We start from the raw sequence: 26,044 nt of genomic DNA, 5'->3' as shown, positions 1-26,044 counted from the left end.
TTTGCTTTTGGGGATGTGCTAGGGGCAGGCGCGACAATGCGCTCAATTCGGCGCGATGGAGCCGACTTCGACGGCATCGACGCGCTTCAGGCTCATGCCGATGACCGGCACCAGTTGGTCCTGGACACGCACGGCAACCGTCACCGTCATCGAATTGTCGTCGGGAATGCGGGCTTGCATGACGCCGCGGAGCTGATTGCGGTTGATGGTGAAGACCACCTTGCGGGCATCGACAACGTTGCCGCCGATGATGTCCAGGCCCGCACCGTCAGCGCCCCCCATGAAGGAGCCCTTGTAATCGCGGCCCTTGCGCTCGATCTTGGCCGACATCGGCTGGGTGAACATGCCGACGCGGCAGCCGCCGTCCAGAGTCATGCCCATCTTGCCGTCCGGCGTGGAGCCGGTGAAGCTGCAGTTGAATTTCGTGCCCTTGTACTTGCCGGCGACGATTTCGCCCGGGCCGACCCATTTGCCTTCGGCCGACTGGAAGAACTGCTTGTCCGGCTCTGCGGCGGAAGCCTCCGAGGCGAGACCGACGACTGCTGTGATCGCAACGGCCAGGGGCAGGACGCTGGACAGAATTACGCTTTTCATCGACGACACCCGGCAACAAAGAGGCTGTTTGGAACCGGTTCGACCATGAAGAAGATTGGTTAATGCTTCGTCACTGCGGGCCTTCGAAACGGCAATCCGCTCATCGTCAGGAAGAAGAGGACGCTATTTGCCGGAGCCTGTGGTTTCGGTGTCTTTCTTTGCGGCAAACGATGTCAATGCCGAGAGGAAATCGCCCAGTCCCGGACGCTTCGCGGCGCTGAAGGGCAGGGGACGCGCGGTTTCCATCGCCGCGATGCCGATGCGCGCCGTCATCATGCCGTTGACGACGCCCTCGCCAAGCTTGGCCGAAAGCCGTGCCGCCAGGCCGTGGCCGACGATCTGCTGGACGAAACTGTCGCCGACGGCGATCGAGCCGGTGACCGCCAGATGCGCAAGCACGCTGCGCGCCAGGCGGAAGAACCCCAGCGTTCCCGGGCGTCCGCCATAGAGTTCGGACAGACGGCGAATGAGGCGTCCGGCCTCGAACACGACATAGGCGACATCGACGAGCGCGCGCGGGCTGACCGCCGTCACCAGCGAGACGCGTTTGGCGGCTTCGAGAATCATCACCTTTGCCCTGGCGTCGAGGGGGCCGAGGATTTCCGCTTCGGCCAGGCGCACCAGATTGCCGCCGTCGATGATTTCGCCGCGCAGTTCGGCGAGCGCACGCCGGCCGGCCGCGGTCTCGGGCTTGGCCGCGACGAAAGCCGAAAGCTCGTCGACCACCGACCGTGCCGCCTTGGGGTCGTCACGCGCGATGGCGTCGAGCGCGCGTTTTTGCAGTTTTTCGACTTCGGCAAGGCGGGCGATCGCCAGGAATTCCCGAATCAGGATCACCACGAGTGCCAATACGGCGATCGCCGCCATGCCGGCGGCCAGCCAACCCAGCCATTCGGCGCGGGCGAAGAGATCGCGAACCAACTGGTCGGTCCACAGGCCGACAGCCAGCGAAACCAGCACGCCGATGGCGCCGAAGAAGATGCTGCCAAACAACGAGCGTTTCCTGGGGGCGACCGCCGGCGGCGGTTCCGCGGCCACGATGTCCGGTTCGTCGAAGACGTCGACTTCCGCCGGTATGACCAGCGCGACATCGGTCTTCAGCCCGCGGGGTTTGCGCGGGGGCTCGGCCTGCCGCGTCTTTGACGCCTCTTGTGTTGGCGCGGCTTCCGGCTCGATGCGGAAGGCCGCCGGTTTGCGGGGCGCGGTCATGCCAGATGGTCTCCGATCAGGAACTGCAAGGCACGGTCGAGCCTGATATGCGGCAGAGACAGCGTGACGCCTTCGGCCGTGCGTTCGAGTTTTGGTGGGCGGAACCGGACAAAGCGGATTGCCGGGTCCGTGGAATCCTGCCTGTGATCGGGTCCGGAGACGTCGAATACCGCATCAATCTTCTCCGGTAAGTCACCGGGAAATATGGCAGTTTCGGTCTTTCCGTCGAACGTTTCACCGTTGATCTTCTCGCCGGCGATCGGCGTGCCGATGATGACAGGCAACGTCTCACGGCCTTGCTTGACCGTGCCTTCGCGGGTCGCGCGCACCGCCGCCATGGCGACGACGTCGACGTCGGCGCCGGTGAAGTTCGCTCGTGCCACGGCACGGTCCGCCAGCCGCCGCACGATCGCCTGCAACCGGTCATGGCTTTCATGGTGCAGGTGATCGGCCTTGGTCGCGGCGACCAGGATGCGATCGATGCGCCGCGAAAACAGGTCGGTGAGGAAGCTACCCCGGCCGGGGCGAAAACAGCTGAGGATCTCGGTCACCGCACGCTCGAGGTCGGCCATGGCGCCGGGGCCGGCATTCAGCGCCTGCATGGCATCGATCAGGACGATCTGGCGATCGAGGCGGGTGATGTGTTCGCGGAAGAACGGTTTGACGACATGCGTCTTGTAAGCCTCGTAGCGCCTTTCCATCATGGCGTGCAGCGATCCCGGGCGCGGACGCCTGTCGAGGCCAGCCAGCGGCGCGAAGGTCAGTGCGGGCGAGCCTTCGAGGTCGCCAGGCATCAGGAAACGGCCGGGCGGCAAGGTCGAAAGCGCGCGCTCGTCGATCTTGCAGGCCTTGAGATAGGCCGCGAAGCTTTCGGCGAGGCGGCGTGCCGTCATCTCATCGGCGTCGCCATTCGGGTCGATTTCCGCCGAGATCGCCCGCCAGGCCCGCGAAAGATCCTCGCGCACCGGCAAAGTGGCCATCTCCATGGCCTCGTGTGAAAAATCGGCGAAGGATTTGCCGAGCAGCGGCAGGTCGAGCAGCCATTCGCCGGGATAATCGACGATGTCGACCGACAGTTTGCCTGAAGAGAACATGCGGCTCCAGCCGGAGGCCGATTCATATTCGATGGTCAGCCGCAGTTCCGAAATGGCGCGCGTGGAATCGGGCCAGGCGCGGTCGTTGACCAATGCGGCGATATGATCCTCGTACTGGAAGCGCGGCACGGCGTCGTCAGGCTGCTCTTCGAGGAAGGCGCGGGCGATACGCCCGGATTTCTGTGCCTCGAACAGCGGCAGGCGTCCGCCGTGGATCAGATTGTGCACCAGCGCGGAAATGAACACCGTCTTGCCGGCGCGTGAAAGGCCGGTAACACCCAGCCGCAGCGACGGAGAAAAAAGCCCGGTGGCGCGTCCCGACAGCGTATCGAGGGCAATTTTTGCCTCGTCAGTGAAGGTGGTCAGCGATGATGCCAAAATGTGATCTCTCAGGCTTGGGTCCGTCCGATATAGGCGCTGGAAACCCGGCTTTGAAATGGCGCCGGAAATCGATGCCGAAGCAATTCCAGGAAAAGTGTGGAGCGGTTTTCCCGGGAAGAGCGCATAGCGCTTTCCCTTGGAAATTGCGCCAAAACAGGGAGTTAGAGATCGGCCGGTGTCAGGAACGCTTCGAGATAGCCCGTGTCCTGGCCTGCTTTCGTCAGATTGTCCAGGAAACGCACGACAGCCAGGCCCGAGGTCGGGAAACCATGGTTGAGCATCGCCCGCGCCGCCTCGTCGCCATCGCCCGAGACCGCCATGGCGAGATCCTCCGTCATCGGGTTGTGACCGATGACCAGCAGCGAACCTGGCCCGCCATGCTCCCGGATGAGGCGGAGATAGCCGGCCGCATCTTCGCTATAGAGTGTGTCGAAAAACAAGACCTTGCCGGTATCGGTCTGGCCGGCCAGCCCTTCGAGCGTTTCCTTGGCGCGCCGGGCGTTGGAGCACAATGTCAGGTCGGGGACATAGCCACGCGAGCGCATGGCTGCGCCCATCGTCTCGGCATCGGCGCGGCCGGATGCGTCAAGCGGTCGATCGAAATCGCGCATGCCGGGCAGCGCCCAGCCAGCCTTGGCGTGCCGCAACAGATAGAGCCTGCTCACCCAACCTCCGATGATGCCGAAGCCGCGGTACGATTAGCCACAAGAAGGGCGCCGCGCACAATGGCCCCTTGTTCTTCCGCGCAAAGAATCAGCGGCACTTTCTCCATCGAATCAGCGACATCTCGCTCCAATGGGTGCCGCGGGGGAACTTTAACAATTGCGTGAGTCGGTGACTGATTGCGCTTGTGCAGGCGTCGGGCGGCGAATATATAAGCGCCAAATTTGGGGCAGTTTGGGTGAGTCGAATGAACGACATCGTTACCGCCGATTACGTACCCTCCGAAGACGAGCCGTTCATGAACGAGCGGCAGAAATCCTACTTCCGCCTGAAGCTCGTCACCTGGAAAAATGACATATTGCGCGAAGCGCGCGAAACTCTCGAAATCCTGCAGCAGGAAAACGCCAACCACCCCGACCTCGCCGACCGCGCCTCTTCCGAAACAGACCGCGCCATAGAGCTCAGGGCTCGCGACCGTCAGCGCAAACTCATCGCGAAGATCGATTCGGCGCTGCAGCGCATCGACGAGGGCACTTACGGCTATTGCGAGGAAACCGGCGAGCCGATCGCGCTGAAACGGCTCGACGCCCGTCCGATAGCCACCTTGTCGATCGAAGCGCAGGAACGGCATGAGCGCCGCGAAAAAGTCTATCGCGACGACTGACGCATTGCTTCTGGACTGCATCTCAAGGCAGTTACAAGTGAAGTCATTGTCAAAAATGGCCGGGTTTTCCGGCCATTTTTGTTGGCTGTATCACAAATCCGTTGCAGCAAGCGAAAGCAAAACCCGGCCGGCGGGGCGCCTCAGGCGGCAATCATTTCTTCTGGCTTGAAAGTTCGCCCAGAAGCCTGGTCATTTCATCGTCGAGCGATTGCGGCGCCTTGGCCACCGGTTTGCCAACCGGACCACCGGATCGCGGCTGGTCGAGCGAAACCTCCAGGTCCTTCATGAGCGCGTCGTCGATACTGTTCTGCGGTGGCGGTGGCGCGTGCCTGACAGCATTGGCGTTGGCGGAGCCATAGGCAGGCAGCGGCGTGACGTTGGTCGATTGATAGGGTTGCGCCGGTTTCGGTGCGGGGGCTGGGGCTGGGGCTGGTGGTGGCGCTGCCGGGCGCGGGCGGGCAGGCGGCGCCGAGGTCGCCGGCTGCGGCGCAGGTCGTGCCGGTGCGGGAGCCGGTTGAGGCGGCCGCGGTTTTGCCGCCGGGGCCGCGGTGGCCGGGACGGGCTGCAGACCGCCATCTCCGGTCAGCGCTGGACGGCGCGGCGCGGCAAGGCGTATGTCGCGTTCGACGACTACGTCGGTCGGACCGCCGATCAGAAGCAGATGTTCGATGTCGTCGCGGCGCACCAGCACCAGCCGACGATGGCTGTCGACGGCGGTGGCGTCCATGACGGCGAGCCGCGTCTTACGGTTCCGGCCACCGGCGACGAACGTGCCGAAGGTCAGGTTGCGGACCAGCCTGATGATGACGAGCACGATGACCAGCAGGATCAGCGCCGCGAAGGTCCACAGGAGTGCCGCCGCATAACCAGGGCCCGCCACGCTATCCAGCCACTGCATTGGTTTCCCCTGATCGGTCTTGGAAAGAGACGCGACACTAGACCGTTGCGGCTGGCCACCGCAAGTTGCCTTTCACGCATCGTGAACAGCTTGAAACACGGCCGGTATCATTTTTATCTGACATTTGCCGCCCGGGCCTTTTCCGGACTGGGAGAATGTGATTCAACCGGCTAAAGCGGGTCGCGCTGAAGCGGATTCACGCGAGGCGCTCTAGGGCCTTGTTTTCGTGCATGTCGTTTTCCCAAAACCGAAGTCACTTTTGGGCGACATGCATTAGGGGCGGGTGTCGGAACGTCGGACTTCACGAGCAGGGGGCATATGGCCAAGGAAGCGCGCGGCGATTTCTATCCGGTACCGATCGTCGACCAGAACACGCGACCGGGTGCGGTCACCCGGCTCATCATCTTCATCGTCGTTCTGACGGGGGCCGCGATCGTCTTCGGTCTGTTCCGCGAGCGCCTAGGCGATCCCTTCCTGCTCGGCATGCTGGGCGTGCTGGCGATGATCGGCGTCGGCTTTCTGTTCGCGACCGCGATCGGCTTCGTACAAGTCACGCCGCGCTCGACTGGCGATGAACTGTCCAAGGCTTTCGTCGATTCGATGGCGCAGGGCCTGCTGGTGACGGACACCAAGGGCCGCGTCGTCTACGCCAACCGTGCCTATGCCGACATGACCGGAGCGTCCTCGGCCGCCGACCTCAAGACGGTCGAAGGGCTCCTTTCGGATGTTCCCGAGGCCTCGGTGACGATTTACCGGCTGGCCTCCGGCCTGCGTGACGGGCAGCCGGGCGACGGCGAGTTTCGGCTGGCGCAGTCGATCCGGCCGGGAGCCGAAGCGGGCGCCCGCTGGTACCGGGCGCGCGCCCGGACCTTCAACGTTCCGGGCCAGCGCCTGCCGATGCTGGCCTGGCAACTCGCCGACATTTCGCAGGAGCGGGCCGAGCAGGAGCGTTTCTTCCTCGACCTGCAGAAGGCCATCGATCACCTCGACCACGCCCCGGCCGGCTTCTTTTCCGCCGACCAGGACGGTCGCGTCACCTACATTAACGCCACGCTCGCGGAATGGCTGGGCATCGATCTTGCCAGCTTCACGCCCGGCGCCGTCACCTTGCCGGATATCGTTGCCGGCGACGGCATGGCTTTGGTGCGCTCGGTCAAGGCCGACCCCGGCACGACGCGCAACGCGGTCATCGATCTTGATTTGACGACGATGACGGGAGAGGCGCTGCCGGTGCGCTTCATGCATCGCGTTTCGGCCAGCCGCGAAGGCATCGGCGGTCCGACGCGCACGATCGTGCTCAACCGCACGCAAGGCGAGGATGCCTCGGCCGATCTGCGCGCCTCGGAAGTGCGCTTCACCCGCTTCTTCAATTCGACGCCGATGGCGATCGCGGGTGTCGATGCCAGCGGGCGCATCCTGCGCACCAACGCACCCTTCCTGTCGCTGTTTTCCTCGGTCGTCGACCGGGATGCCGTGGACCGCCGCGTGAGGCTCGATACGGTAATCCACGAGCGAGAGCGGCCGGCCTTTGCCGCGGCATTCGAGAAGGCCCGGCAGCGGCAGGCCGACATCGAGCCGATCGACACCGTGCTGCCCGGCAACGAGGAGCGGCACATCCGTTTCTACGTCAATGCCGTCGCCGACGGCACCGGCGGCGAGGGCGCAGAGGAATCGGCCATCGTCTACGCCGTCGAGACGACCGAGCAGAAGGCGCTCGAAGGGCAGATGGCACAAAGCCAGAAGATGCAGGCGGTCGGGCAACTCGCGGGCGGCATCGCCCACGACTTCAACAATGTGCTGACCGCCATCATCATGGCGTCGGACCTGCTTTTGACCAATCACCGGCCGTCGGACCCGTCCTTCCCCGACATCATGAATATCAAGCAGAACGCCAATCGGGCGGCTTCACTGGTCAGGCAGTTGCTGGCCTTCTCGCGCAAGCAGACGCTGCGGCCGGAAGTGCTGAACCTCACCGACGTGCTCGCCGATCTCAGGATGCTGCTTGCCCGCCTGGTCGGCAACGACATCAAGCTGAAGATCGACCACGGCCGGGACCTGTGGCCGGTCAGGGTCGATATCGGCCAGTTCGAGCAGGTGGTGGTCAATCTGGCGGTCAATGCGCGCGACGCGATGCCCGCTGGCGGCGATCTCACCGTGCGCACCCGCAACGTCACCGCCGAGGAGTGCAAGATCTTCTCCTATCGCGAACTCGCCGCGGCCGACTATGTCGTGGTCGAGGTCGAAGACACCGGCAGCGGCATCGCGCCGGACGTGCTGAAGAAGATCTTCGAACCGTTCTTCACCACCAAGGAGGTCGGCAAGGGCACCGGCCTTGGCCTGTCCATGGTCTACGGCATCATCAAGCAGACAGGCGGGTTTATTTTCTGCGATTCCGAGGTCGGCAAGGGATCGACTTTCCGCATCTTCCTGCCGCGCCACATCGCGGAAGCGAAGAAGGCGGCCGAACTCGGGGAAACCCCGAGTGCCACGCCGGTCAAGCCGGTCGACAGCACCAAGGACCTGTCGGGGTCGGCCACGGTGCTGCTGGTCGAGGACGAGGATGCCGTGCGCATGGGCGGCATGCGTGCGCTGACCTCTCGGGGCTATACGGTGCATGAGGCATCCTCGGGCGTCGAGGCGCTGGAAGTGTTCGAAGCCCTGGGCGGCAAGGTCGACATCGTCGTTTCGGACGTGGTCATGCCGGAAATGGACGGGCCGACCCTGCTTGGCGAGTTGCGCAAGCGCCAGCCGGATATCAAGTTCGTGTTCGTGTCCGGCTATGCCGAGGACGCCTTCGCCAGGAACTTGCCGGCCGACGCGCATTTCGGCTTCCTGCCGAAGCCGTTCTCGCTCAAGCAACTGGCGACGATCGTTAAGGATATGCTGGAGTCCTAATTTAGCTTTCTCCAATGGTCTGCCTTGCACAACGCCCCGACAGCGCCATGATTGCGGGCGAGAGGGTAGGCGGGCTTGGGGGAGCAGCGATTGACGCCACACATAGAGGCAGGCAAGGGCGACTACGCCGAAACGGTGCTGTTGCCGGGTGACCCGCAGCGCGCCGAATGGATGGCGAAGACATTTCTCGAAGCGCCACGCTGCGTCAATCGCAGGCGGGGTGCTCTCGGCTTTACCGGCCTTTATCGCGGCCGGCCCATCAGCATTCAGGCAACGGGTATCGGGGTTTCGTCGTTCCTGATCTATACCCACGAATTGCTCGACTATTATGGCATCCGAACATTGATCCGCACCGGGACCTGCGGTGGCCTGAGCGCCGAGGTAAAGCTGCGCAGCCTGGTGATCTCGCAATCGGCACGGCCGGAAAACAAGGAGAGTGGCCAGGTCTTTGGCCTTTATGACGCTGACGCCGGTCCGGATCCGGCGTTGCTCGCCCGCGCATTGGCCAAGGCAGCCGAACTCGGCATTGACCACCATGCCGGCCTGACAGTCTGCACCGACATATTCTACCATCCTGAAACGCACGCTCGATATGCCGAGGCAAGGGCACTCGGAGCGCTGGCCGTGGACATGGAAACCAGCGCGCTCTACCGCATCGCGACGCATTTCGGCGCGAGGGCGTTGTCGCTGTTGACCGTTGTCGACAATCTGGTTACCGGCGAACAGGCCGACTATTCCGAGCGCCAGGCGCTTTTCACCGATATGAGCCGGCTGGCGCTCGAAATCGCTGGGGAAGGGCGCTAGGCAGCTTCCTGCTTCAACGCCATTCGCTCGTCCACGCTGGGCCGATGGCCGCGCAGATAGAGCGCGCAGGTGGTGCGAAGCATGGATGCGAAATTGGGTATCTCGCCGTTGATCTCGATGGCTTCGTCATACAGCTTCGAGATGAATTTCGGCGTCGTCAGGTCCTGGCTGTCGGCGATTTCGTCCAGCAAGGTCCAGAACGTTGCCTCGAGCTGGATGCTGGTCGAATGTCCATCAATGCGGATCGACCGGTTGATCTGGCGATAGCCTTCCGGATCCTGTGCGGCAAACACTCTGCACATTGGTACCTCCCGTTTTTGTTGGTCTTGGGCGTCGACGGAGCCATCGGCGCCTTTTGAACACTGCCTGCGATTTCATCTTCGACCGGACCGTCGATAACGGCAATCAGACTTTCGTCCTTATGGCGATGGCCTCCCTGGAATCTTGGGCGACACTAGCCATTTTCAAGCCGCATGCGTGGTAATCGGCTGCCACCACCTTTTTTCGCCGGCGCGCATAATCGGCTTCGAAAGTACGAACGCTGCGGGGTCTGATTTGGCGAAGGCAATCCACACCATGATCCGGGTTCTCGACGAGGCCCGGTCCATCGACTTCTACACCAGGGCGTTCGGGCTGGAGGTTGCCCAGCGGCTGGATTTCGAGACCTTCACGCTGATCTATCTCAGCAATACCGATACGCCTTTCGAAGTTGAGCTGACCGTCAACAAGGGGCGGCAGGAGCCTTATGCGCTTGGCGACGGCTATGGCCACCTGGCCGTCTCTGTCGCCGATCTCGACAGCGAACATGACCGGCTCGGTGCGCTCGGCTTCAATCCGAAGAAGATCGTCGAGTTCAACCGCGACGGGTCGCTCATCGCACGCTTTTTCTTCATCGAGGACCCCGACGGCTACAAGATCGAGGTCCTGCAGCGAGGGGGGCGCTTCCAATAGGGGACAACCCGCCGCGTGCACCGGCGCGGCGCCAGCAACGGCACCCGAAGGGTGCGAACAGCAAGCAGGGAGGAAACTATGGTCACGATCTATGACGGAAAGCCTGGACTTTCACGTCGCGAGCTTCTCAAACGCGGCAGCATCGGCGCGTTGCTCGTCATCTCCGGCAGCGCGGTCATCAGCCCGGAACAGGCCTGGGGGCTTGAAACCTCGGCGCTGAAGCCCGAGACGATGGCGACACTGATCCAAGTGGCGCGCGACATCTATCCGCACGACCAGGTGCCGGACAAATATTACGCTATCGCCGTCAAAGGCCATGACGAGACAGCCGCCAAGGATCCTGCCCACAAGGAGCTGATCGAGAAGGGCATCGCCGATCTCGACAGCAAGGCTGGCAAGGGTGGTTATCGCGGGCTCGGCTGGGAAGAGCAGCGTGTGGCGCTGCTCACCGAGATCGAGAAGACGCCTTTCTTCCAGGCGGTGCGCGGTGGTCTCGTCGTCAGTCTCTACAACCAGAAAGAGGTGTGGCCGATCTTCGGCTACGAGGGCGAGTCCTACTCCAAGGGCGGCTACATCGCGCGCGGTTTCAACGACATCGAGTGGCTCTGAGCCGCTCTGTCCGTAACCGCTTTTTGACCGATCTCATGGGAGGAAACCATGGCAGCACAATTTGATCTCAAGAATGACGGCGTGGTCGTCATCATCGGCTCGGGCGCCGGCGGCGGCACGCTCGGCAACGAACTGGCGCAGAAGGGCATCGATGTCGTCATCCTCGAAGCGGGCGCCCGCCACGAATATGAGGACTTCATCAATGACGAGTGGGATTCGTTCGCCCAGCTCGCCTGGAAGGACAAGCGCACCACATCCGGCGACTGGCGTGTGGCGAAGGATTTCCCGAACCTGCCGGCCTGGATCGTCAAATCGGTCGGCGGCTCAACCACGCACTGGGCCGGCGCGTCGCTGCGCTTCCAGGAGCATGAGTTCAAGACGCTGTCGACTTACGACAAGCAGGCCGGCGCCAATCTTTTGGACTGGCCGATTTCGCTGGCCGAGATGGAGCCTTATTACGCCAAGGCGGAAGCCAAGATGGGCGTGACCGGCACCAATGACTGGCCGCGGCTGCCGGGCAACAACAATTTCAAGGTGTTGAAGGCCGGCGCCGACAAGCTCGGCTACAAGGAATGCCATACCGGCAACATGGCGATCAACTCGGTCGAACGCGACGACCGCAACTCCTGCCAGCAGACCGGCTTCTGCTTCCAGGGCTGCAAATGGGGCGCCAAATGGTCGACCCTCTATACCGAAATCCCCAAGGGCGAAGCGACAGGCCACCTCGAAGTGCGGCCGAACGCCATGGTGATCAAGATCAACCATGATGCCAAGGGAAAGGTGACCGGCGTCGTCTATGCCGACAAGGACGGCAAGTTGCAGGAGCAGAAGGCCCGTATCGTCGCGGTGGCCGGCAATTCGATCGAAAGCCCGCGCCTGCTGCTCAATTCGCAATCGAGCAAATTTCCGCATGGGCTCGCGAATTCATCAGGGCAGGTGGGCAAGAACTACATGCGCCACACCACCGGATCGGTGTATGCCATCTTCGACAAACCGGTGCACATGTATCGCGGCACCACCATGGCCGGCATCATCCGCGACGAGGCGCGGCATGATCCGTCACGTGGCTTCGTCGGCGGCTACGAGTTCGAGACGCTGTCGCTTGGATTGCCGTTCATGGCGGCTTTCCTCAACCCTGGCGGCTGGGGGCGCTCCTTCACCACCGCGCTTGATCACTATGACCATATGGCAGGCCTGTGGATCGTCGGCGAGGACATGCCGCGCGAGGAGAACCGCATCACGCTGCATGCCGATGAGAAGGACGAACACGGCATGCCGATCGCCGACGTGCATTTCGACGATCACCCGAACGACACGGCGATGCGCAACCATGCCTATAAGCAGGCTTCAGCGCTTTACGATGCGGTCGGTGCGACGCGCACCTTCCCGACGCCGCCCTATCCCTCGACCCACAATCTGGGCACCAACCGGATGAGCGAGAAGGCGGAGCATGGCGTCGTCAACAAGCATGGCCAGACGCACGACATCAAGAACCTGTTCGTGTCGGACGGCAGCCAGTTCACGACGGGTGCCGCCGAAAACCCGACCTTGACCATCGTGTCGCTGGCGATCCGCCAAGCCGACTACATCGCCGCCCAGATGTCGGCGAGAAGCATCTAGTCCACCTCCCGACTGCCTGCTGGCGCGGGACCCGACAGGGTTCCGCGCCTTTTTTTGGCGTTCAGCCCCTTGTGCAGGTCGAGGCGGTGAAGGCTCCGTCGGGCTGCTTCATGATGATATCGAAGGAGGGTGGGTTCTGGCCGTCCAGTGTCGCCTGGGTCATCGACAGCGAGTTGCCGCCGGCGGTGTAGCCGCCGAGCGGTCCCAGCCAGGTGATCTCGCCGTTTGCGTTCATCTGATAGTTGTAGGCCTGCTGGGCGGTTCCGAAGGTTACAGGGCCTGTATAAACGTTCCCCTTGATGGTGATGTCGCCGAGGTCGAGGAACATGCCGAGCAGGTAGACTTCGCAGTGATAGGTGCCGTCAGGCATCTTGCCGTCGCTGAAGTCGGCCTGTGCGGCGCCGGTCGCTGCCGCCAGAAGCGCGGTGCCGATAAAAATGCGTGAAATCAGGGATGCCATGACGTCGCTCGGTTGAGCAGGGAGCTTGCCCTATTTTTGCGCTGGGCCGCAACATTTGTCGCCCCGCCGCACGCGTGGAGGCCAAAATCTAGGCATTTGGTGAAATTGGGCAAAATTTAGGCAGATGCTGTGTGCGCTGCGCAAATTTCCCTCAACCAATTCTTAACCAGCTCTCTTATGTTTGTTCAATCTAATATAATAATCATCTGATAATGTTGGTCTATTTGCCGTTTTTCAGCGCCCCGGCAGCGGTTGGCATGGGGGTTGCATTGTATCGTTGCGGTGCAATCAACCAGCTTGGGAGTCTTCCGTATGAGGGGTAATTTCTCGACAATAACAAAAATGTTTTCGGCGAGCGTGGTTGCCGCCGGCCTGTTGATGTCGGCTCCCGCCAGGGCGGCCGACGATACGATCAAGGTCGGCATTCTCCATTCGCTGTCGGGGACGATGGCGATTTCGGAGACGACGCTGAAGGACGCCATGCTGATGCTCATCGATGAGCAGAACGCCAAGGGCGGCCTGCTCGGCAAGAAGCTTGAAGCCGTCGTCGTCGATCCGGCTTCCAACTGGCCGCTGTTCGCCGAAAAGGCGCGCGAGCTGATTTCGAAGGATAAGGTCGCGGCGGTGTTCGGCTGCTGGACCTCGGTGTCGCGCAAATCGGTGCTGCCGGTGTTCTCCGAGCTCGACAACATCCTGTTCTATCCCGTCCAGTATGAGGGCGAGGAGAGCGAGCGCAACGTGTTCTACACGGGCGCCGCGCCCAACCAGCAGGCCATTCCGGCGGTCGACTATCTGATGAGCGAGGATGGCGGCTCGGTGAAGCGCTGGGTGCTGGAAGGCACCGACTACGTCTATCCGCGCACCACCAACAAGATCCTCGAAGCCTATCTGAAGGCCAAGGGCGTCGCGGCCGAAGACATCATGGTCAACTACACGCCGTTTGGTTTTTCCGACTGGCAGACCGAAGTCTCGGCGATCAAGAAGTTCGGCTCGGCCGGCAAGAAGACCGCCGTCGTCTCGACCGTCAACGGCGACGCCAACGTGCCGTTCTACAAGGAACTCGGCAACCAGGGCATCAAGGCCGAGGACATCCCGGTCATGGCCTTCTCGGTCGGCGAGGAAGAGCTGGCCGGTCTCGACACCGCACCGCTGGTCGGCCATCTCGCCGCGTGGAACTACTTCGAAAGCGTCGACACACCCGAAAACAAGAAGTTCATCGCCGACTGGCACAAGTTCATCAAGAACGACAAACGCACCACCAACGACCCGATGGAAGCCCACTACATCGGCTTCAACATGTGGGTGAAGGCGGTCGAGAAGGCCGGCACCACCGATCCCGACAAGGTCATCGACGCCATGATCGGCGTTTCGGTGCCGAACCTGACCGGCGGCTATTCGACGATGATGCCGAACCATCACATCACCAAGCCGGTGCTGATCGGCGAAATCCAGGCCGACGGCCAGTTCGAGACGGTTTCGCGCACGCCGGGCTTGGTGATGGGCGACGAATGGTCCGACTACCTGCCGGACTCCAAGGATTTGATCTCCGATTGGCGCAAGCCTCTGTCGTGCGGCAACTTCAACGTTGCCACCGGCAAGTGCGGCGGCAAGGGAACGAACTGATCCTCCCCGGGCTGACTAGTCAGACCCGGGCTGACCTAGTCGGACCGCGCGCGTCCGGACGGTTTCCTCCACCGTCCGGACGCCCAATTCAACCTCCAAGGGGTTAACAGAAGCCGATGACGTTGATCCGCACGGGCCTGACACTGCTGTTCCTGTTGGCGACGCTGTCGTCTTCGGGCGCGGCGGAAGCCGACCTGCGCGCCATCATCGCCAAATTCGCGACGGCCAAGGGCTTTTCGGAGATCGGAGCTGTCGTCCATGAACTGGCGGCTGCCGGTGACCCGGCCGTCGAGCGGCCGCTTGCCGCGCTCGCCGACGGCAACCTCTATGTCCGCAAGGCCGATTCCCTGGTCTTCGTCGGCAAGGAAGCCGGCGAAAGGGTCCAGCTTTTCGATCCGCTGAGCAGCGAAGCATCCGGCGAGGCGGCCAAGGACGACATCACCAAGATCAAGGTCAACAACACGCTGCGCCGCGTCATTCGCGATGCGCTGGGCACGCTGACGCTTGGCGCCAAGGACCCGACTGTCCGCATCGCCGCCGCCGACACCATGTTCAAGACGCCCGACGCGGCCAATATCGAACCGCTCGACGCGGCGATCGCCAAGGAGACGGTTGCCAGCGTCAAGGCTCTGCTGGAGCAGGCCCGCGCTGCCTCGATCCTTGTCTCGGACCGGCCTGAAGCCGACAAGCTGGCAGCCATCGCGCTGATCGGCGCGCGCGGCGACCGTGACGCGGTTTCGCTGCTCACCTCGGTCGAGGCCAACGCCTCGGGAGCGGTGAAGGAAGCCGCGACAGCCGCGATCGCCAACATCAATTCGACATTGGCGCTTTGGGATGCCGGGCAGAACATCTGGTACGGCATTTCGCTGGGCTCGGTGCTGCTGCTCGCGGCGATCGGGCTTGCCATCACCTTCGGGGTCATGGGCGTCATCAACATGGCGCATGGCGAGATGGTGATGCTCGGCGCCTACACCACCTTCGTCGTCCAGCAGGTGATCCGCACATCGTTTCCCGGCCTGTTCGACTGGTCGCTGGTCATCGCGCTGCCGCTCGCCTTTCTGGTCGCCGCACTCGTCGGCCTCGCCATCGAACGCGGCGTCATCCGTTTCCTCTACGGCCGGCCGCTGGAGACGCTGCTGGCGACCTGGGGCGTGTCGCTGATCCTGCAGCAGGCGGTGCGCTCGATCTTCGGGCCGACCAACCAGGAGGTTGGTAATCCCTCCTGGATGTCGGGTTCGTTCGATATCGGCCAGCTGGCCATTACCTGGAACCGGCTCTGGATCCTGGTCTTCGCGCTGACCGTCTTCGGCGTCCTGCTCTATGTGATGAAGCGCACGCCCTGGGGGCTGCAGATGCGCGCCGTCACCGCCAACCGGCGCATGGCCGCCTCGATGGGCATCAGGACGCCGTGGGTCGACGCGCTGACCTTCGCGCTCGGATCCGGCATTGCCGGCATTGCCGGTGTCGCGCTCAGCCAGATCGACAATGTCTCGCCCAATCTCGGCCGCGGCTACATCATCGACAGCTTCATGGTCGTCGTCTTCGGCGGCGTCGGCAATCTCTGGGGCACGCTGGTCGGCGCCTTTTCGCTGGGCATCGTCAACAAGTTCCTCGAGCCCTATGCCGGCGCCGTGCTCGGCAAGATCGTCGTGCTGGTGCTGATCATCCTGTTCATCCAGAAGCGCCCGCGCGGCCTGTTCGCGCTCAAGGGCAGGGCGGTGGAAGCATGATCACGGGACGCTTCTTCGCCGCCGGCGCCGACCGCCGCATCGCCATCACCATCTTCATCCTGTTGGCCGCGGCGATTGTCGTGCCGCTGCTCAACCTTGCGGTATCGCCAACCAGCGCCCTCTACGTCCCGGCCTATATCGTGGCGCTGACCGGCAAATATCTCTGCTATGCGCTGCTGGCGCTCTCCCTCGACCTGGTCTGGGGCTATTGCGGCATACTTTCGCTCGGCCACGGCGCCTTCTTCGCGCTCGGAGGCTATGCGATGGGCATGTATCTGATGCGCCAGATCGGCTCGCGCGGTGTCTATGGCAACCCGATCCTGCCCGATTTCATGGTGTTCCTGAACTACAAGGAATTGCCGTGGTTCTGGCATGGCTTCGACCATTTCTGGTTTGCGGCGATCATGGTGCTGGCGGTGCCCGGCCTGCTCGCCTTCGTCTTCGGCTGGTTCGCCTTCCGCAGCCGCGTCACCGGCGTCTATCTCTCCATCATCACCCAGGCGATGACCTATGCGCTGCTGCTCGCCTTCTTCCGCAACGATATGGGTTTCGGCGGCAATAATGGCCTGACCGATTTCAAGGACATTCTGGGCTTCAACGTGCAGGCCGACGCAACGCGTTCGGCGCTGTTCGCTGCCAGCGCGGTGATGCTGGCGCTCGCCGTGTTCATCACCTGGGCGATCGTCGGCTCCAAATACGGTAAGCTCCTGATGGCGGTGCGTGACGCCGAAAGCCGCACGCGCTTCCTCGGCTGGCGGGCGGAGAATGTGAAACTGTTCGCCTTCACCGTCTCGGCCGTCATGGCCGGCATTGCCGGCGCGCTTTACGTGCCGCAGGTCGGCATCATCAATCCCGGTGAGTTCGAACCGTCCAATTCGATCGAGGTGGTGATCTGGGCCGCCGTCGGCGGGCGCGGCACCATCGTCGGGCCGATCATCGGCGCGCTGCTGGTCAATGCCGGCAAATCCTGGTTCACCGGCGTGCTGCCGGAATTGTGGCTGTTTGCGCTCGGCGGCCTGTTCGTCGCCGTCACCTTGCTCTTGCCGAAGGGCATCATCGGCATGTGGGACAGCTGGCGCGGCAATGCGAAGGCGTTGCGGGCGGCCTCCGTCGCTGAAGAGGCCGGCACCAAGGTCGCAGTGGCGTCGGCGACCTCGAAGCCCGCTCGCTCGCCGGCGAGGAATCCGGGCGAGTGGTCCTTGTCCGACTCTGAACCGCAGGCGGCGGAGTAGCGACCATGAGCAAGTCGAACACCATCCTCTATCTCGACGGCGTCTCGGTCTCCTTCGACGGTTTCCGCGCCATCAACAATCTGTCGCTGGTCCTCGACAAGGGCGAGATGCGCGCCATCATCGGCCCCAACGGCGCCGGCAAGACGACGATGATGGACATCGTCACCGGCAAGACGCGGCCCGACGAGGGCGAAGTGTTCTTCGACGGCCGGGTGGATCTCACCAGGCATGACGAGGCCGAGATCGCCATGATGGGCATCGGCCGCAAATTCCAGAAGCCGACGGTCTTCGAAAGCCATACGATCGAGGACAATCTCATGCTGGCGCTGAAGGGGCCGCGTTCGATCTTCCCGGCGCTGTTCCACCGTCGCTCTGCGGCCGAGGCGCGGCAGATCGACGACATTCTCGGCGTCATCCGGCTGGGCGACAAGCGCCACGAGCTGGCCGCCAATCTCAGTCACGGCCAGAAACAGTGGCTGGAGATCGGCATGCTTCTGGCGCAGGACCCGAAATTGCTTTTGGTCGACGAGCCGGTCGCGGGCATGACCGATGCGGAAACCGAAGAGACCGCGCGGCTGCTCAAGGACATTGCGCGCGACCATTCGGTCATCGTCGTCGAGCACGACATGCATTTCGTGCGCGAACTCGGCGTCAAGGTCACCTGCCTGCACGAAGGCTCGGTGCTGTCGGAAGGCACGCTCGATTTCGTCTCAGCCGACGAACGTGTCGTCGAAGTCTATCTGGGGAGATGAGCATGATCTGGCGGGTGCAATTTCATCGCTTCGATCTGTCGTTTCTCCGGTTCTGGAGAAGGCGCTGACATGCTCGAAGTTTCCAACGCCACGCTCCACTACGGCGCCGCCCAGGCGCTGCGCGGCGTTTCGCTGAAGGCGGGCGCCGGCAAGATCACTTGTGTGCTCGGCCGCAACGGCGTCGGCAAGACCAGTTTGATGAGATCGATCGTCGGCCACCACCGGCTGACGAGCGGAAGCGTTGCCTTCGAGGGGAAGGCGCTCGACCGGAGCGCGGCGTATGACCGCGCCCGGTCGGGCATCGCATTCGTGCCGCAGGGCAGGGAGATCTTTCCCCTGCTCACGGTGCGCGAAAACCTGGAATCCGGCTTTGCGCCATTGAAGCGTGCCGACCGCAACGTGCCGGCGCATGTCTTCGAGCTGTTTCCGGTGCTGAAGCAGATGCTTGGCCGCCGCGGCGGCGACCTTTCGGGCGGCCAGCAGCAGCAGCTCGCCATCGGCAGGGCGCTGGTGATGCGGCCGAAGCTGCTGGTGCTGGATGAGCCCACCGAAGGCATCCAGCCGTCGATCATCAAGGACATCGGCCGCGCCATCCGCTATTTGCGCGACCAGGCTGGTATCGCGGTGCTGCTGGTCGAACAATATCTCGACTTCTGCCGCGAGCTTGCCGACGAGGTCAACATCATGGACCGGGGCCAGATCGTCCATACTGGCCCGGCGGAAGATCTAGACCGGGCTGACGTCCGCAAGTTCCTTACCGTCTAGAATCGGTGCTGGACTTCAGCTGACGATCCAAAGTCCTTGGCAAGTCCAATATTCTTTCATCCAGCGATCCGCATCTCTGGCGCGCCAGAGGCGGCATGCTAGTCTTTTGTTGGCTTTGTGAGTCGGCCGCTTCCGTATCAGTCTGGTTATCGCAGATCGAGGGCGCGGCGAAGGCCGGCAAGTTCCACGCAAGCAAGGCTTCCTAGCTTCCCTCCTGCGATCTTTGTCGTTCAAACGCGTTTGGGCACACAGGCTAAGGGACAGCCATGGAACGTTTCGTCGAGGACTACCAGAAGCGGCGGCTTACCGAGCGGGTCGACATCATCGCGGCCATCAACATTTTGAGGTCACAGGGCTGCGAATACGACGACCTGATCGAGGAGATCACCAAGGTGTTCTACGTCGACCTCGATACTTTCAATGAAATCGTGATGGCGGCCTAAAGCGCGTCGCGTCTGAATGGTTTCCTGCGACGCGCTTTAGGTCCTTGATTTCATGCATGTCGTTCTACCGGGGCCACTTTTGGGCGACATGCATTGGAGCCGCTTTCGCCCATCCAATGGTCACAGCTCGGCATGATACGCGCGGTCAGCTCGCGCGCCGGAACGGAGAGGCGGTGACGCGGTTGCGACCGCCGCGCTTGGCGTCGTAGAGCGCCTTGTCGGCGGCACTGAGCACCTTGTCGAAGCTGAGCCCCTCTTTGCTGCCGAATGCAAAACCGGCGCTGACCGTGCACCTCAGTGAGCCGGTTTCGGTTTCTATCAGGCGTGTCGCGAAGGCGGTCCGGATGCGCTCTGCCGCGTCCTCGACCGCTTCCGGCAAGGTGCGCTTCAATACCAGCGCGAATTCCTCGCCGCCCATGCGCGCGGCAACGTCGGTCTGGCGCAGATTACCGGCGAGTTCGCTCGCAAACACCTTCAGCACCTCGTCGCCCGCCGCGTGGCCGAACTCGTCGTTGATGGTTTTGAAATTGTCGAGATCGAAGACGACCACGGCGGTGAAGGCGCCGACCGGGAGATGGCCATGCATGTCGAACAGCGCGCGCCGGTTGAGCAGGCCGGTCAAGGGATCGGTGAGCGCGTTGCGGCGGTGATGCCTCGCCAGACGCCCCTGGTTGAGCGCAAGTGACAGGGCGCCAATACCCGTCATACTGGCGATGACGACAATGAGGCTCAGTTCCTCGGCCCAGTTGCTTGGTGCATGGCCGAGCACCAGCTTGCCGTCCCATGCCAGGACCGCCGCGCACAGCATGAAGGAAACGGCAGTGGCCGAGTAGAGCGTGGTGATGCCGACCGTCAGGGCAGGGGCTTCGTCGCGGCCGCGCCAGTATTCGAATGCCGTCGCGAACAGGAGCAAGGCGGCGAACAGGTTCTCGAACATGAAGCCAAGGCCATCATAGCCCAGAGCCATGGGAGGCAGCGTCACTGCCAGTGAAACACAGCCCAACAGTGCTCGCGGCAGCGGCGAGCCGCCGGTTCTGAACTGGTAGGCCGCACCCAGCATGGTCGAGAAACCGAGCAGCAACAGGGCAAGGGTGGCGATGCCGAGCAAGCGCCCGGGCATGTCGATATAGGCGTCATAGACAAAGATATCGCCGACCACGAACACCAGGCTGATCGCCCATGTCAGCAGGAACCGCTCCGTGCGGGCGGTCAGCCACATGCCGAACAACGTCAGGCTCAGGCAAGCGGCGGAGAAACCGACGGCCAGCAGAAGTGAAGTGTAGTCGAGCGACATGCCCCTCTTTCCCTGCCGGCGGCGGCTCAAGCTGTGCGGCTTGGCGTCGCCGCATTCATGCAGCAAGGAAGTGTCGATATGGTTACGATCGTGGCGAAGATGCCCAGGAATAGGCGCTTTGCTACGCGCAAAACGCATAGATGATGCGCTTACAGCATGTAGCCGAACAACAACGGATGCTTGTCAGCCGGCTACCCGCTTCATCAGCGCCATCGCCCCGAACGGTGCGCGCGCCTTGCCTTCGGTGATGAAGTAGACGAACACATCGCGCGGCTGCACAGGCGCGTCGGTGGCGGGATCGGCGCGCCGCAAATCGGCCGGCTGCTCGCCTTCCGCCCATGTCTTTGCCCGCACCGCCCATTCGTCGAGGCCCTTCGGCGTGTAGCAATCGGGATTGTCGTCCGAGCCGGTCTGCAGCCGTGCGTAGATGAAGTCGCCGGTGATGTCGGCGATATCAGGATATTTGGCATGGTCGGCATAGACGATCGCCGCCTTGTATTTGCGGGCAAGCGCCGCGAATTCCGGCACGATGAAACTGTCGTTGCGCACTTCCAGCGCGTGACGCAGTGCGACACCGTCCTGTTTCTCCGGCAGCAGTTTCAAAAAGGCTTCGAAATCGTCCGGATCGAACTTTTTCGTCGGCGCGAACTGCCACAGGATCGGGCCGAGCTTGTCGCCGAGCGCGGCAACGCCGGAACCGAGGAAGCGCATCATCGATTCCCCGGCTTCGCCCAGCACGCGACGGTTGGTGACGAAGCGGTTGCCCTTCAGCGAATAGACGAAACCGTCCGGCGCCTCGCTTGCCCATTTGACGAAGGTCGGCTCCTTGAAGCTGGAGTAGTAGGTGCCGTTGACCTCGATGCTCGGCACCTGCCGGCTGGCGTAGTGCAGTTGCTTGGCCTTCGACAATTTGTCCGGATAGAAGGACGTGTCCCAGGGCTCGAAGGTCCAGCCGCCCATGCCGGAGCGGATTGTTCCCGATTTGCTCATTATCGTCCTCCCGAGTGCGGTGTCTGGCCAAATTCAGAAGTCTGGGCGCGTTCAGAAAATCAGGCTGTCGTGGTCTCGTCGACCGGTTTTGCCATGTCGACCAGCACCCATCCTGGCCGGTAGGGGTTGGGCCGGCGACCCGTTTCGCGATAACCGTAGGCGAGATAGAGCGCGATGTTCCGCTCCATTTTCGCATTGGTGTAGAGCCGTATCTCCGGCAGGCCCCACAAGCGCGTCTGTTGATCCGCGTGATTGAGCAGCTTTGTGCCAAAACCCTTGCGCTGGAAGGCGGGCGACACAGCGACGGAGAAGATCATCGCGTGATCCTCATGCCGCTCCAGTGTGAGCACTCCGGCAGGTTCGCCACCGCTCTCCAGCAGCCAGACCTCGCCGTTCGCGATGCGCGGCGCGTAGTCTTCGGTCACCGGGATCGGCGGCGCTTCGAGTATGGCGTTGTAAGGAGCGTAGGCGGCTTCCGTCAGCGCGACGATCGCAGCAAGATCTTCAGGGCGGGCAAGTCTCATGACTGATCCATTCCAGCAGCAGCGGCGATCACCTTCTCCATGCCTGTGGCAATCGCCGCGACTGCAGCGCGGCTGACATCGCCCAGGCCGTGGCGACCGGCGATCCAGTGCGGATCGTTGTAGGACAGCCAGGCATTGCCTTGTTCATCTTCCCAGCCCAGCGCCTTGACGGGCAGATCGATGCCGGCAAGCTGACTGTCCTGCATGAGAGGGGTGCCACCTCTGGGGTTGCCGAAGATCAGCAGTTCGGTTGGCCGCAACGCAGCGCCGACATCACGTGCGCCGGCGGCATGATCGATGCGCGCGAAGACGACCAGGCCGGCACGCTTGACCACCTCAGCAAGGCGGTCGATGGTTTCGGTCACGCCAAAGCGGCTCTGAACCGTGATGAGACCATCCCCAGCCATCACTCCGCCGCTTCGCGCTTGCCTCCGGGGCGCCGCTCCAGCAGCTCCTTGAGGAACTGGCCGGTGTAGCTGCGCTTCTCGCGCACGATCGCTTCCGGTGTGCCCTGGGCAACCAGCTCGCCGCCGCCGTCGCCGCCTTCGGGGCCAAGGTCGAGCACCCAGTCTGCGGTTTTGATCACTTCGAGATTGTGCTCGATGACCACCACCGTGTTGCCCTGGTCGACCAGTTCGTGCAGCACTTCCAGGAGTTTGGCGACGTCGTGGAAATGCAGGCCGGTGGTCGGCTCATCGAGGATGTAGAGCGTCTTGCCGGTCGCCTTGCGCGACAGTTCCTTGGCGAGTTTGATGCGCTGGGCTTCGCCGCCGGACAGCGTCGTCGCCTGCTGGCCGATATGGATGTAGCCGAGGCCGACCTGCTTCAGCGTGTCGAGCTTGTCGCGCACGCCCGGCACGGCGGCGAAGAAATCGACGCCTTCCTCGACGGTCATGTCGAGCACGTCGGCGATCGACTTGCCCTTGAACAGGACGTCGAGCGTCTCCCTGTTGTAGCGCTTGCCGTGGCAGACGTCGCAGGTGACGTAGACGTCGGGCAAAAAGTGCATCTCGATCTTGATGACGCCGTCGCCCTGGCAGGCCTCGCAGCGGCCACCCTTGACGTTGAACGAGAAGCGTCCCGGCTGGTAGCCGCGCGCCTTGGCTTCGGGCAGGCCGGCGAACCAGTCGCGGATCGGCGTGAAGGCGCCGGTATAGGTGGCGGGGTTCGAACGCGGCGTGCGGCCGATCGGCGACTGGTCGATGTCGATGACCTTGTCGAGGAATTCCAGACCCTCGATGCGGTCATGCTCGGCCGGATGTTCGCGCGACCCCATGATGCGGCGCGAGGCCGCCTTGAACAGCGTCTCGATCAGGAAGGTCGACTTGCCGCCGCCCGACACGCCGGTGACAGCGGTGAAGGTGCCGAGCGGGATCTCGGCGGTGACATTCTTCAGATTGTTGCCGCGCGCGCCGACGATTTTCAGGCGCCGGTTCTTTTTCGCCTCACGCCGGACCCCGGGGGTGGCCACTTCAAGCGCGCCCGACAGATATTTGCCGGTGATCGAATTGGGGTTGGCCATCACCTGCTGCGGCGTGCCCTGGGCGATGATCTCGCCGCCATGGATGCCGGCGGCCGGCCCCATGTCGACGACATAGTCGGCATGCAGGATGGCATCCTCGTCATGTTCGACGACGATGACGGTGTTGCCGATGTCGCGAAGGTGCTTGAGCGTATCGAGGAGGCGCGTGTTGTCGCGCTGATGCAGGCCGATCGACGGCTCGTCCAGCACGTAAAGCACGCCGGTCAGGCCCGAGCCGATCTGCGACGCCAGGCGGATGCGCTGGCTCTCGCCGCCCGACAGCGTGCCCGAATTGCGCGACAATGTCAGATAGTCGAGCCCGACATCGTTGAGAAAGCGCAGGCGCTCGCGGATTTCCTTAAGCACGCGCACCGCGATCTCGTTCTGCTTATCGTTGAGCTGCGCAGGCAGATCGGTGAACCATTTGTCGGCATTGCGGATCGACTGTTCCGTGACTTCGCCGATGTGCTTGCCGCCGATCTTCACCGCCAGCGCTTCCGGCTTCAGCCGATAGCCTTTGCAGACGGGGCAGGGCGTCGCCGACATGAAGCGCTCGATCTCCTCGCGCATCCAGGCGGATTCGGTTTCCTTCCAGCGCCGTTCGAGATTGGGGATAACGCCTTCGAAGGTCTTGGTCGTCTTGTAGGAGCGCAGGCCGTCATCATACTGGAAGGTGACTTCGCGCTCGCCGGTGCCGCGCAGGATCGCGTCCTGGGCCTCGGCGCTCAAATCCTTGAACTTGTCGCCGAGCTTGAAGTTGTAGGCCTTGCCCAAGGCTTCGAGCGTCTGCACGTAATAGGGCGAGGTCGACTTCGCCCATGGGCTGACGGCGCCGTCGCGCAGCGACACGTTCTCGTCGGGCACGACGAGGTTGGGGTCGATGGCGCGCTGGCTGCCGAGACCGTCGCAGGTCGGGCAGGCGCCGAACGGGTTGTTGAACGAGAACAGCCGCGGCTCGATCTCGGGAATGGTGAAGCCGGACACCGGACAGGCGAATTTTTCCGAGAACAGGATGCGCTCATGCGTCTCGTTCTTCGACTTGTTGACCGAATCCTCGCCGGTCTGGCTGGAATCGAGCGGTTTATCGGCGAACTCGGCCACCGCCAACCCCTCGGCGAGCTTCAGCGCCGTCTCGATGGAATCGGCAAGGCGCGTGGCCAGATCGCCGCGCACGACGATGCGGTCGACGACGACGTCGATGTCGTGCTTGTATTTTTTATCGAGCGCCGGAACATCCGCGATCTCATAGAAGACGCCGTCGACCTTGACGCGCTGAAAACCCTTCTTCTGCAACTCCAGCAGTTCCTTGCGATACTCGCCCTTGCGGCCGCGCACGATCGGCGCCAGCAGGAACAGGCGCGTGCCTTCCTCCAGCGCCAGCACGCGGTCAACCATCTGGCTGACCGTCTGGCTCTCGATCGGCAGGCCGGTGGCCGGCGAATAGGGCACCCCGACACGCGCGAACAGCAGGCGCATATAATCGTAGATCTCGGTGACGGTGCCGACCGTCGAGCGCGGGTTCTTCGACGTGGTCTTCTGCTCGATCGAGATGGCAGGCGACAGGCCGTCGATCTGGTCTACGTCGGGCTTCTGCATCATTTCGAGGAATTGCCGGGCATAGGCCGACAGGCTCTCGACATAGCGGCGCTGGCCTTCGGCGTAGATGGTGTCGAAGGCCAGCGACGACTTGCCGGAGCCCGACAGGCCGGTCATGACGATCAGGCTGTCACGCGGCAGGTCGAGATCGACATTCTTCAGATTGTGTTCGCGCGCCCCGCGAATGGAAAGGAATTTATGGTCGGCCATCGCCGGTCGCCGCCTCAGATCTGGAATTCGTGGGATTGGCGGGATTGTCCCGGCCATCCCCTATGTAGGTGTTTTTGCCGCCACGTCGAGAGACGCCACAATTCCCGACAGAAGTCGTTTAACCGCCTTTCACGCGAAGGGGCAAGCAGAAAGAACAAAGGCCGAACACGCTCCTGACAAAGCTGTGCAGAAACCTGACCTGTACGTAACCTCCCGGCGATCACAATTTTCCGTAACCGGCTATTGAAGGTTGACGTGGCCGGCTCAGGGGAGCAGTCTCCTGAGGTCAGCGAAGCCGGCCGTCTTTCGATGGCCTCGCCGCCCCAAGGCGGCCTGCGAGACGCCGCAGGTATTTGCGATTTGCGCTTCGCTACGACAATGTCGCAACGGACACAGGAGCGGAGCATGACGCCACCGGATAGTCCCCAAGGGCTCCACGCCTCGTTGGAGCCGCGGCAGGCATAAGTGCCAGGGTTTAGCGTTTGCGCCACCCGACAAACCGTGACTTGCCGTATTCCCCA

At 62.8% G+C, this 26,044-nt stretch carries 24 protein-coding genes; 12 read left to right on the top strand and 12 right to left on the bottom strand.

Features of this window, described 5'->3' with window-relative positions; all coding sequences use genetic code 11:
* Positions 1–42: 42 nt before the first annotated feature.
* From ACVILI_RS20395 to ACVILI_RS20380, 4 genes are all read right to left on the bottom strand, one after another.
* Positions 43–594: a hypothetical protein gene (locus ACVILI_RS20395; RefSeq protein ID WP_038646972.1), complete on the bottom strand. Its 552-nt coding sequence runs from the start codon at positions 592–594 to the stop codon at positions 43–45.
* 123 nt (positions 595–717) lie between these two features.
* Complete coding sequence (locus tag ACVILI_RS20390) at positions 718–1,803, bottom strand: YcjF family protein (RefSeq protein WP_019858325.1); 1,086 nt, start codon at positions 1,801–1,803, stop codon at positions 718–720.
* Positions 1,800–3,275 carry a YcjX family GTP-binding protein gene (locus ACVILI_RS20385; protein ID WP_038646970.1) on the bottom strand — a complete coding sequence of 492 codons (1,476 nt, stop codon included), beginning with the start codon at positions 3,273–3,275 and terminating at the stop codon, positions 1,800–1,802. Before ACVILI_RS20385 ends, ACVILI_RS20390 begins: the two co-directional genes overlap by 4 nt.
* A 164-nt stretch (positions 3,276–3,439) precedes the next feature.
* Positions 3,440–3,943 (bottom strand): SixA phosphatase family protein, encoded by a 504-nt coding sequence (locus ACVILI_RS20380; protein WP_019858321.1) that lies wholly within the window; start codon positions 3,941–3,943, stop codon positions 3,440–3,442.
* Between the two features lie 245 nt (positions 3,944–4,188).
* Between ACVILI_RS20380 and dksA the strand changes: the two genes are divergently transcribed.
* Positions 4,189–4,605, top strand: coding sequence for an RNA polymerase-binding protein DksA (gene dksA, locus ACVILI_RS20375; RefSeq protein WP_010909647.1), 417 nt, complete (start codon positions 4,189–4,191; stop codon positions 4,603–4,605).
* A 151-nt stretch (positions 4,606–4,756) separates the two neighbouring features.
* On the opposite strand, the gene ACVILI_RS20370 is transcribed toward dksA, so the two are convergent.
* Positions 4,757–5,503 (bottom strand): flagellar biosynthetic protein FliO, encoded by a 747-nt coding sequence (locus tag ACVILI_RS20370; protein WP_240565011.1) that lies wholly within the window; start codon positions 5,501–5,503, stop codon positions 4,757–4,759.
* A 318-nt stretch (positions 5,504–5,821) separates the two neighbouring features.
* Between ACVILI_RS20370 and cckA the strand changes: the two genes are divergently transcribed.
* Positions 5,822–8,398 carry a cell cycle histidine kinase CckA gene (gene cckA, locus ACVILI_RS20365; RefSeq protein WP_019858318.1) on the top strand — a complete coding sequence of 859 codons (2,577 nt, stop codon included), beginning with the start codon at positions 5,822–5,824 and terminating at the stop codon, positions 8,396–8,398.
* 90 nt (positions 8,399–8,488) lie between these two features.
* Positions 8,489–9,202 (top strand): purine-nucleoside phosphorylase, encoded by a 714-nt coding sequence (locus tag ACVILI_RS20360; RefSeq protein ID WP_027046870.1) that lies wholly within the window; start codon positions 8,489–8,491, stop codon positions 9,200–9,202.
* Here the strand turns inward: ACVILI_RS20360 and ACVILI_RS20355 are convergent.
* Positions 9,199–9,504, bottom strand: coding sequence for a ribbon-helix-helix domain-containing protein (locus ACVILI_RS20355; RefSeq protein WP_038646966.1), 306 nt, complete (start codon positions 9,502–9,504; stop codon positions 9,199–9,201). The two genes, ACVILI_RS20360 and ACVILI_RS20355, sit on opposite strands and share 4 nt — an antisense overlap.
* A 253-nt stretch (positions 9,505–9,757) precedes the next feature.
* On the opposite strand from ACVILI_RS20355, the gene ACVILI_RS20350 reads away from it, so the two are divergent.
* From ACVILI_RS20350 to ACVILI_RS20340, 3 genes are all read left to right on the top strand, one after another.
* The gene (locus tag ACVILI_RS20350) at positions 9,758–10,153 is read left to right on the top strand and encodes a VOC family protein (protein WP_027046867.1); all 396 of its coding nucleotides are present in this window, start codon (positions 9,758–9,760) and stop codon (positions 10,151–10,153) included.
* A gap of 78 nt (positions 10,154–10,231) precedes the next feature.
* A complete protein-coding gene (locus tag ACVILI_RS20345; protein WP_019858314.1) occupies positions 10,232–10,762 on the top strand; it encodes a twin-arginine translocation pathway signal in 531 nt (176 codons plus the stop codon).
* Between the two features lie 48 nt (positions 10,763–10,810).
* Entirely contained in the window at positions 10,811–12,382 is a 1,572-nt protein-coding gene (locus tag ACVILI_RS20340; protein ID WP_019858313.1) for a GMC family oxidoreductase, read from the top strand.
* A 61-nt stretch (positions 12,383–12,443) separates the two neighbouring features.
* Here ACVILI_RS20340 and ACVILI_RS20335 read toward each other — a convergent pair whose 3' ends face one another.
* Positions 12,444–12,842, bottom strand: a complete 399-nt coding sequence (locus ACVILI_RS20335; RefSeq protein WP_038646964.1) for a hypothetical protein — start codon at positions 12,840–12,842, stop codon at positions 12,444–12,446.
* Between the two features lie 312 nt (positions 12,843–13,154).
* Here ACVILI_RS20335 and urtA point away from each other — a divergent pair, with 312 nt between their 5' ends.
* The 6 genes from urtA to ACVILI_RS20305 all read left to right on the top strand — a co-directional run bounded on the left by urtA (position 13,155) and on the right by ACVILI_RS20305 (position 19,387).
* Positions 13,155–14,465: an urea ABC transporter substrate-binding protein gene (gene urtA, locus ACVILI_RS20330; protein WP_019858310.1), complete on the top strand. Its 1,311-nt coding sequence runs from the start codon at positions 13,155–13,157 to the stop codon at positions 14,463–14,465.
* Positions 14,466–14,581: 116 nt separating this feature from the next.
* A complete protein-coding gene (urtB, locus tag ACVILI_RS20325; RefSeq protein WP_038646962.1) occupies positions 14,582–16,195 on the top strand; it encodes an urea ABC transporter permease subunit UrtB in 1,614 nt (537 codons plus the stop codon).
* On the top strand, positions 16,192–17,427 hold the full coding sequence (urtC, locus tag ACVILI_RS20320) for an urea ABC transporter permease subunit UrtC (RefSeq protein ID WP_038646960.1): 1,236 nt from the start codon (positions 16,192–16,194) through the stop codon (positions 17,425–17,427). The genes urtB and urtC overlap by 4 nt, the downstream gene beginning before the upstream one ends.
* A gap of 5 nt (positions 17,428–17,432) precedes the next feature.
* Positions 17,433–18,179, top strand: a complete 747-nt coding sequence (gene urtD, locus ACVILI_RS20315; RefSeq protein ID WP_038646958.1) for an urea ABC transporter ATP-binding protein UrtD — start codon at positions 17,433–17,435, stop codon at positions 18,177–18,179.
* A 69-nt stretch (positions 18,180–18,248) separates the two neighbouring features.
* Positions 18,249–18,944 carry an urea ABC transporter ATP-binding subunit UrtE gene (urtE, locus tag ACVILI_RS20310; RefSeq protein ID WP_013895283.1) on the top strand — a complete coding sequence of 232 codons (696 nt, stop codon included), beginning with the start codon at positions 18,249–18,251 and terminating at the stop codon, positions 18,942–18,944.
* A 266-nt stretch (positions 18,945–19,210) separates the two neighbouring features.
* Positions 19,211–19,387, top strand: coding sequence for a hypothetical protein (locus ACVILI_RS20305; RefSeq protein WP_019858306.1), 177 nt, complete (start codon positions 19,211–19,213; stop codon positions 19,385–19,387).
* Positions 19,388–19,532: 145 nt separating this feature from the next.
* Here ACVILI_RS20305 and ACVILI_RS20300 read toward each other — a convergent pair whose 3' ends face one another.
* The 5 genes from ACVILI_RS20300 to uvrA all read right to left on the bottom strand — a co-directional run bounded on the left by ACVILI_RS20300 (position 19,533) and on the right by uvrA (position 25,523).
* On the bottom strand, positions 19,533–20,681 hold the full coding sequence (locus tag ACVILI_RS20300) for a GGDEF domain-containing protein (protein ID WP_240565010.1): 1,149 nt from the start codon (positions 20,679–20,681) through the stop codon (positions 19,533–19,535).
* A 183-nt stretch (positions 20,682–20,864) separates the two neighbouring features.
* Positions 20,865–21,671 (bottom strand): DUF72 domain-containing protein, encoded by an 807-nt coding sequence (locus ACVILI_RS20295; RefSeq protein WP_038646956.1) that lies wholly within the window; start codon positions 21,669–21,671, stop codon positions 20,865–20,867.
* Positions 21,672–21,730: 59 nt separating this feature from the next.
* On the bottom strand, positions 21,731–22,195 hold the full coding sequence (locus ACVILI_RS20290) for a GNAT family N-acetyltransferase (RefSeq protein ID WP_038646954.1): 465 nt from the start codon (positions 22,193–22,195) through the stop codon (positions 21,731–21,733).
* Complete coding sequence (locus tag ACVILI_RS20285) at positions 22,192–22,602, bottom strand: DUF302 domain-containing protein (RefSeq protein WP_019858302.1); 411 nt, start codon at positions 22,600–22,602, stop codon at positions 22,192–22,194. The genes ACVILI_RS20290 and ACVILI_RS20285 overlap by 4 nt, the downstream gene beginning before the upstream one ends.
* Positions 22,602–25,523, bottom strand: coding sequence for an excinuclease ABC subunit UvrA (gene uvrA, locus ACVILI_RS20280; protein ID WP_010909632.1), 2,922 nt, complete (start codon positions 25,521–25,523; stop codon positions 22,602–22,604). The genes ACVILI_RS20285 and uvrA overlap by 1 nt, the downstream gene beginning before the upstream one ends.
* Positions 25,524–26,044: the final 521 nt, after the last annotated feature.

Source organism: Mesorhizobium sp. USDA 4775 (assembly GCF_054062655.1).
This window is presented reverse-complemented; position numbering and strand designations above follow the sequence as displayed.

Excerpts from the sequence above, each read along its gene's own strand:
- ACVILI_RS20395 (WP_038646972.1), bottom strand. The coding sequence starts at position 594 with ATGAAAAGCGTAATTCTGTCCAGCGTCCTGCCCCTGGCCGTTGCGATC.
- ACVILI_RS20390 (WP_019858325.1), bottom strand. The coding sequence starts at position 1,803 with ATGACCGCGCCCCGCAAACCGGCGGCCTTCCGCATCGAGCCGGAAGCC.
- dksA (WP_010909647.1), top strand. The coding sequence starts at position 4,189 with ATGAACGACATCGTTACCGCCGATTACGTACCCTCCGAAGACGAGCCG.
- ACVILI_RS20370 (WP_240565011.1), bottom strand. The coding sequence starts at position 5,503 with ATGCAGTGGCTGGATAGCGTGGCGGGCCCTGGTTATGCGGCGGCACTC.
- cckA (WP_019858318.1), top strand. The coding sequence starts at position 5,822 with ATGGCCAAGGAAGCGCGCGGCGATTTCTATCCGGTACCGATCGTCGAC.
- ACVILI_RS20355 (WP_038646966.1), bottom strand. The coding sequence starts at position 9,504 with ATGTGCAGAGTGTTTGCCGCACAGGATCCGGAAGGCTATCGCCAGATC.
- ACVILI_RS20345 (WP_019858314.1), top strand. The coding sequence starts at position 10,232 with ATGGTCACGATCTATGACGGAAAGCCTGGACTTTCACGTCGCGAGCTT.
- ACVILI_RS20340 (WP_019858313.1), top strand. The coding sequence starts at position 10,811 with ATGGCAGCACAATTTGATCTCAAGAATGACGGCGTGGTCGTCATCATC.
- ACVILI_RS20335 (WP_038646964.1), bottom strand. The coding sequence starts at position 12,842 with ATGGCATCCCTGATTTCACGCATTTTTATCGGCACCGCGCTTCTGGCG.
- urtA (WP_019858310.1), top strand. The coding sequence starts at position 13,155 with ATGAGGGGTAATTTCTCGACAATAACAAAAATGTTTTCGGCGAGCGTG.
- urtB (WP_038646962.1), top strand. The coding sequence starts at position 14,582 with ATGACGTTGATCCGCACGGGCCTGACACTGCTGTTCCTGTTGGCGACG.
- urtC (WP_038646960.1), top strand. The coding sequence starts at position 16,192 with ATGATCACGGGACGCTTCTTCGCCGCCGGCGCCGACCGCCGCATCGCC.
- urtD (WP_038646958.1), top strand. The coding sequence starts at position 17,433 with ATGAGCAAGTCGAACACCATCCTCTATCTCGACGGCGTCTCGGTCTCC.
- urtE (WP_013895283.1), top strand. The coding sequence starts at position 18,249 with ATGCTCGAAGTTTCCAACGCCACGCTCCACTACGGCGCCGCCCAGGCG.
- ACVILI_RS20305 (WP_019858306.1), top strand. The coding sequence starts at position 19,211 with ATGGAACGTTTCGTCGAGGACTACCAGAAGCGGCGGCTTACCGAGCGG.
- ACVILI_RS20300 (WP_240565010.1), bottom strand. The coding sequence starts at position 20,681 with ATGTCGCTCGACTACACTTCACTTCTGCTGGCCGTCGGTTTCTCCGCC.
- ACVILI_RS20295 (WP_038646956.1), bottom strand. The coding sequence starts at position 21,671 with ATGAGCAAATCGGGAACAATCCGCTCCGGCATGGGCGGCTGGACCTTC.
- ACVILI_RS20290 (WP_038646954.1), bottom strand. The coding sequence starts at position 22,195 with ATGAGACTTGCCCGCCCTGAAGATCTTGCTGCGATCGTCGCGCTGACG.
- ACVILI_RS20285 (WP_019858302.1), bottom strand. The coding sequence starts at position 22,602 with ATGGCTGGGGATGGTCTCATCACGGTTCAGAGCCGCTTTGGCGTGACC.
- uvrA (WP_010909632.1), bottom strand. The coding sequence starts at position 25,523 with ATGGCCGACCATAAATTCCTTTCCATTCGCGGGGCGCGCGAACACAAT.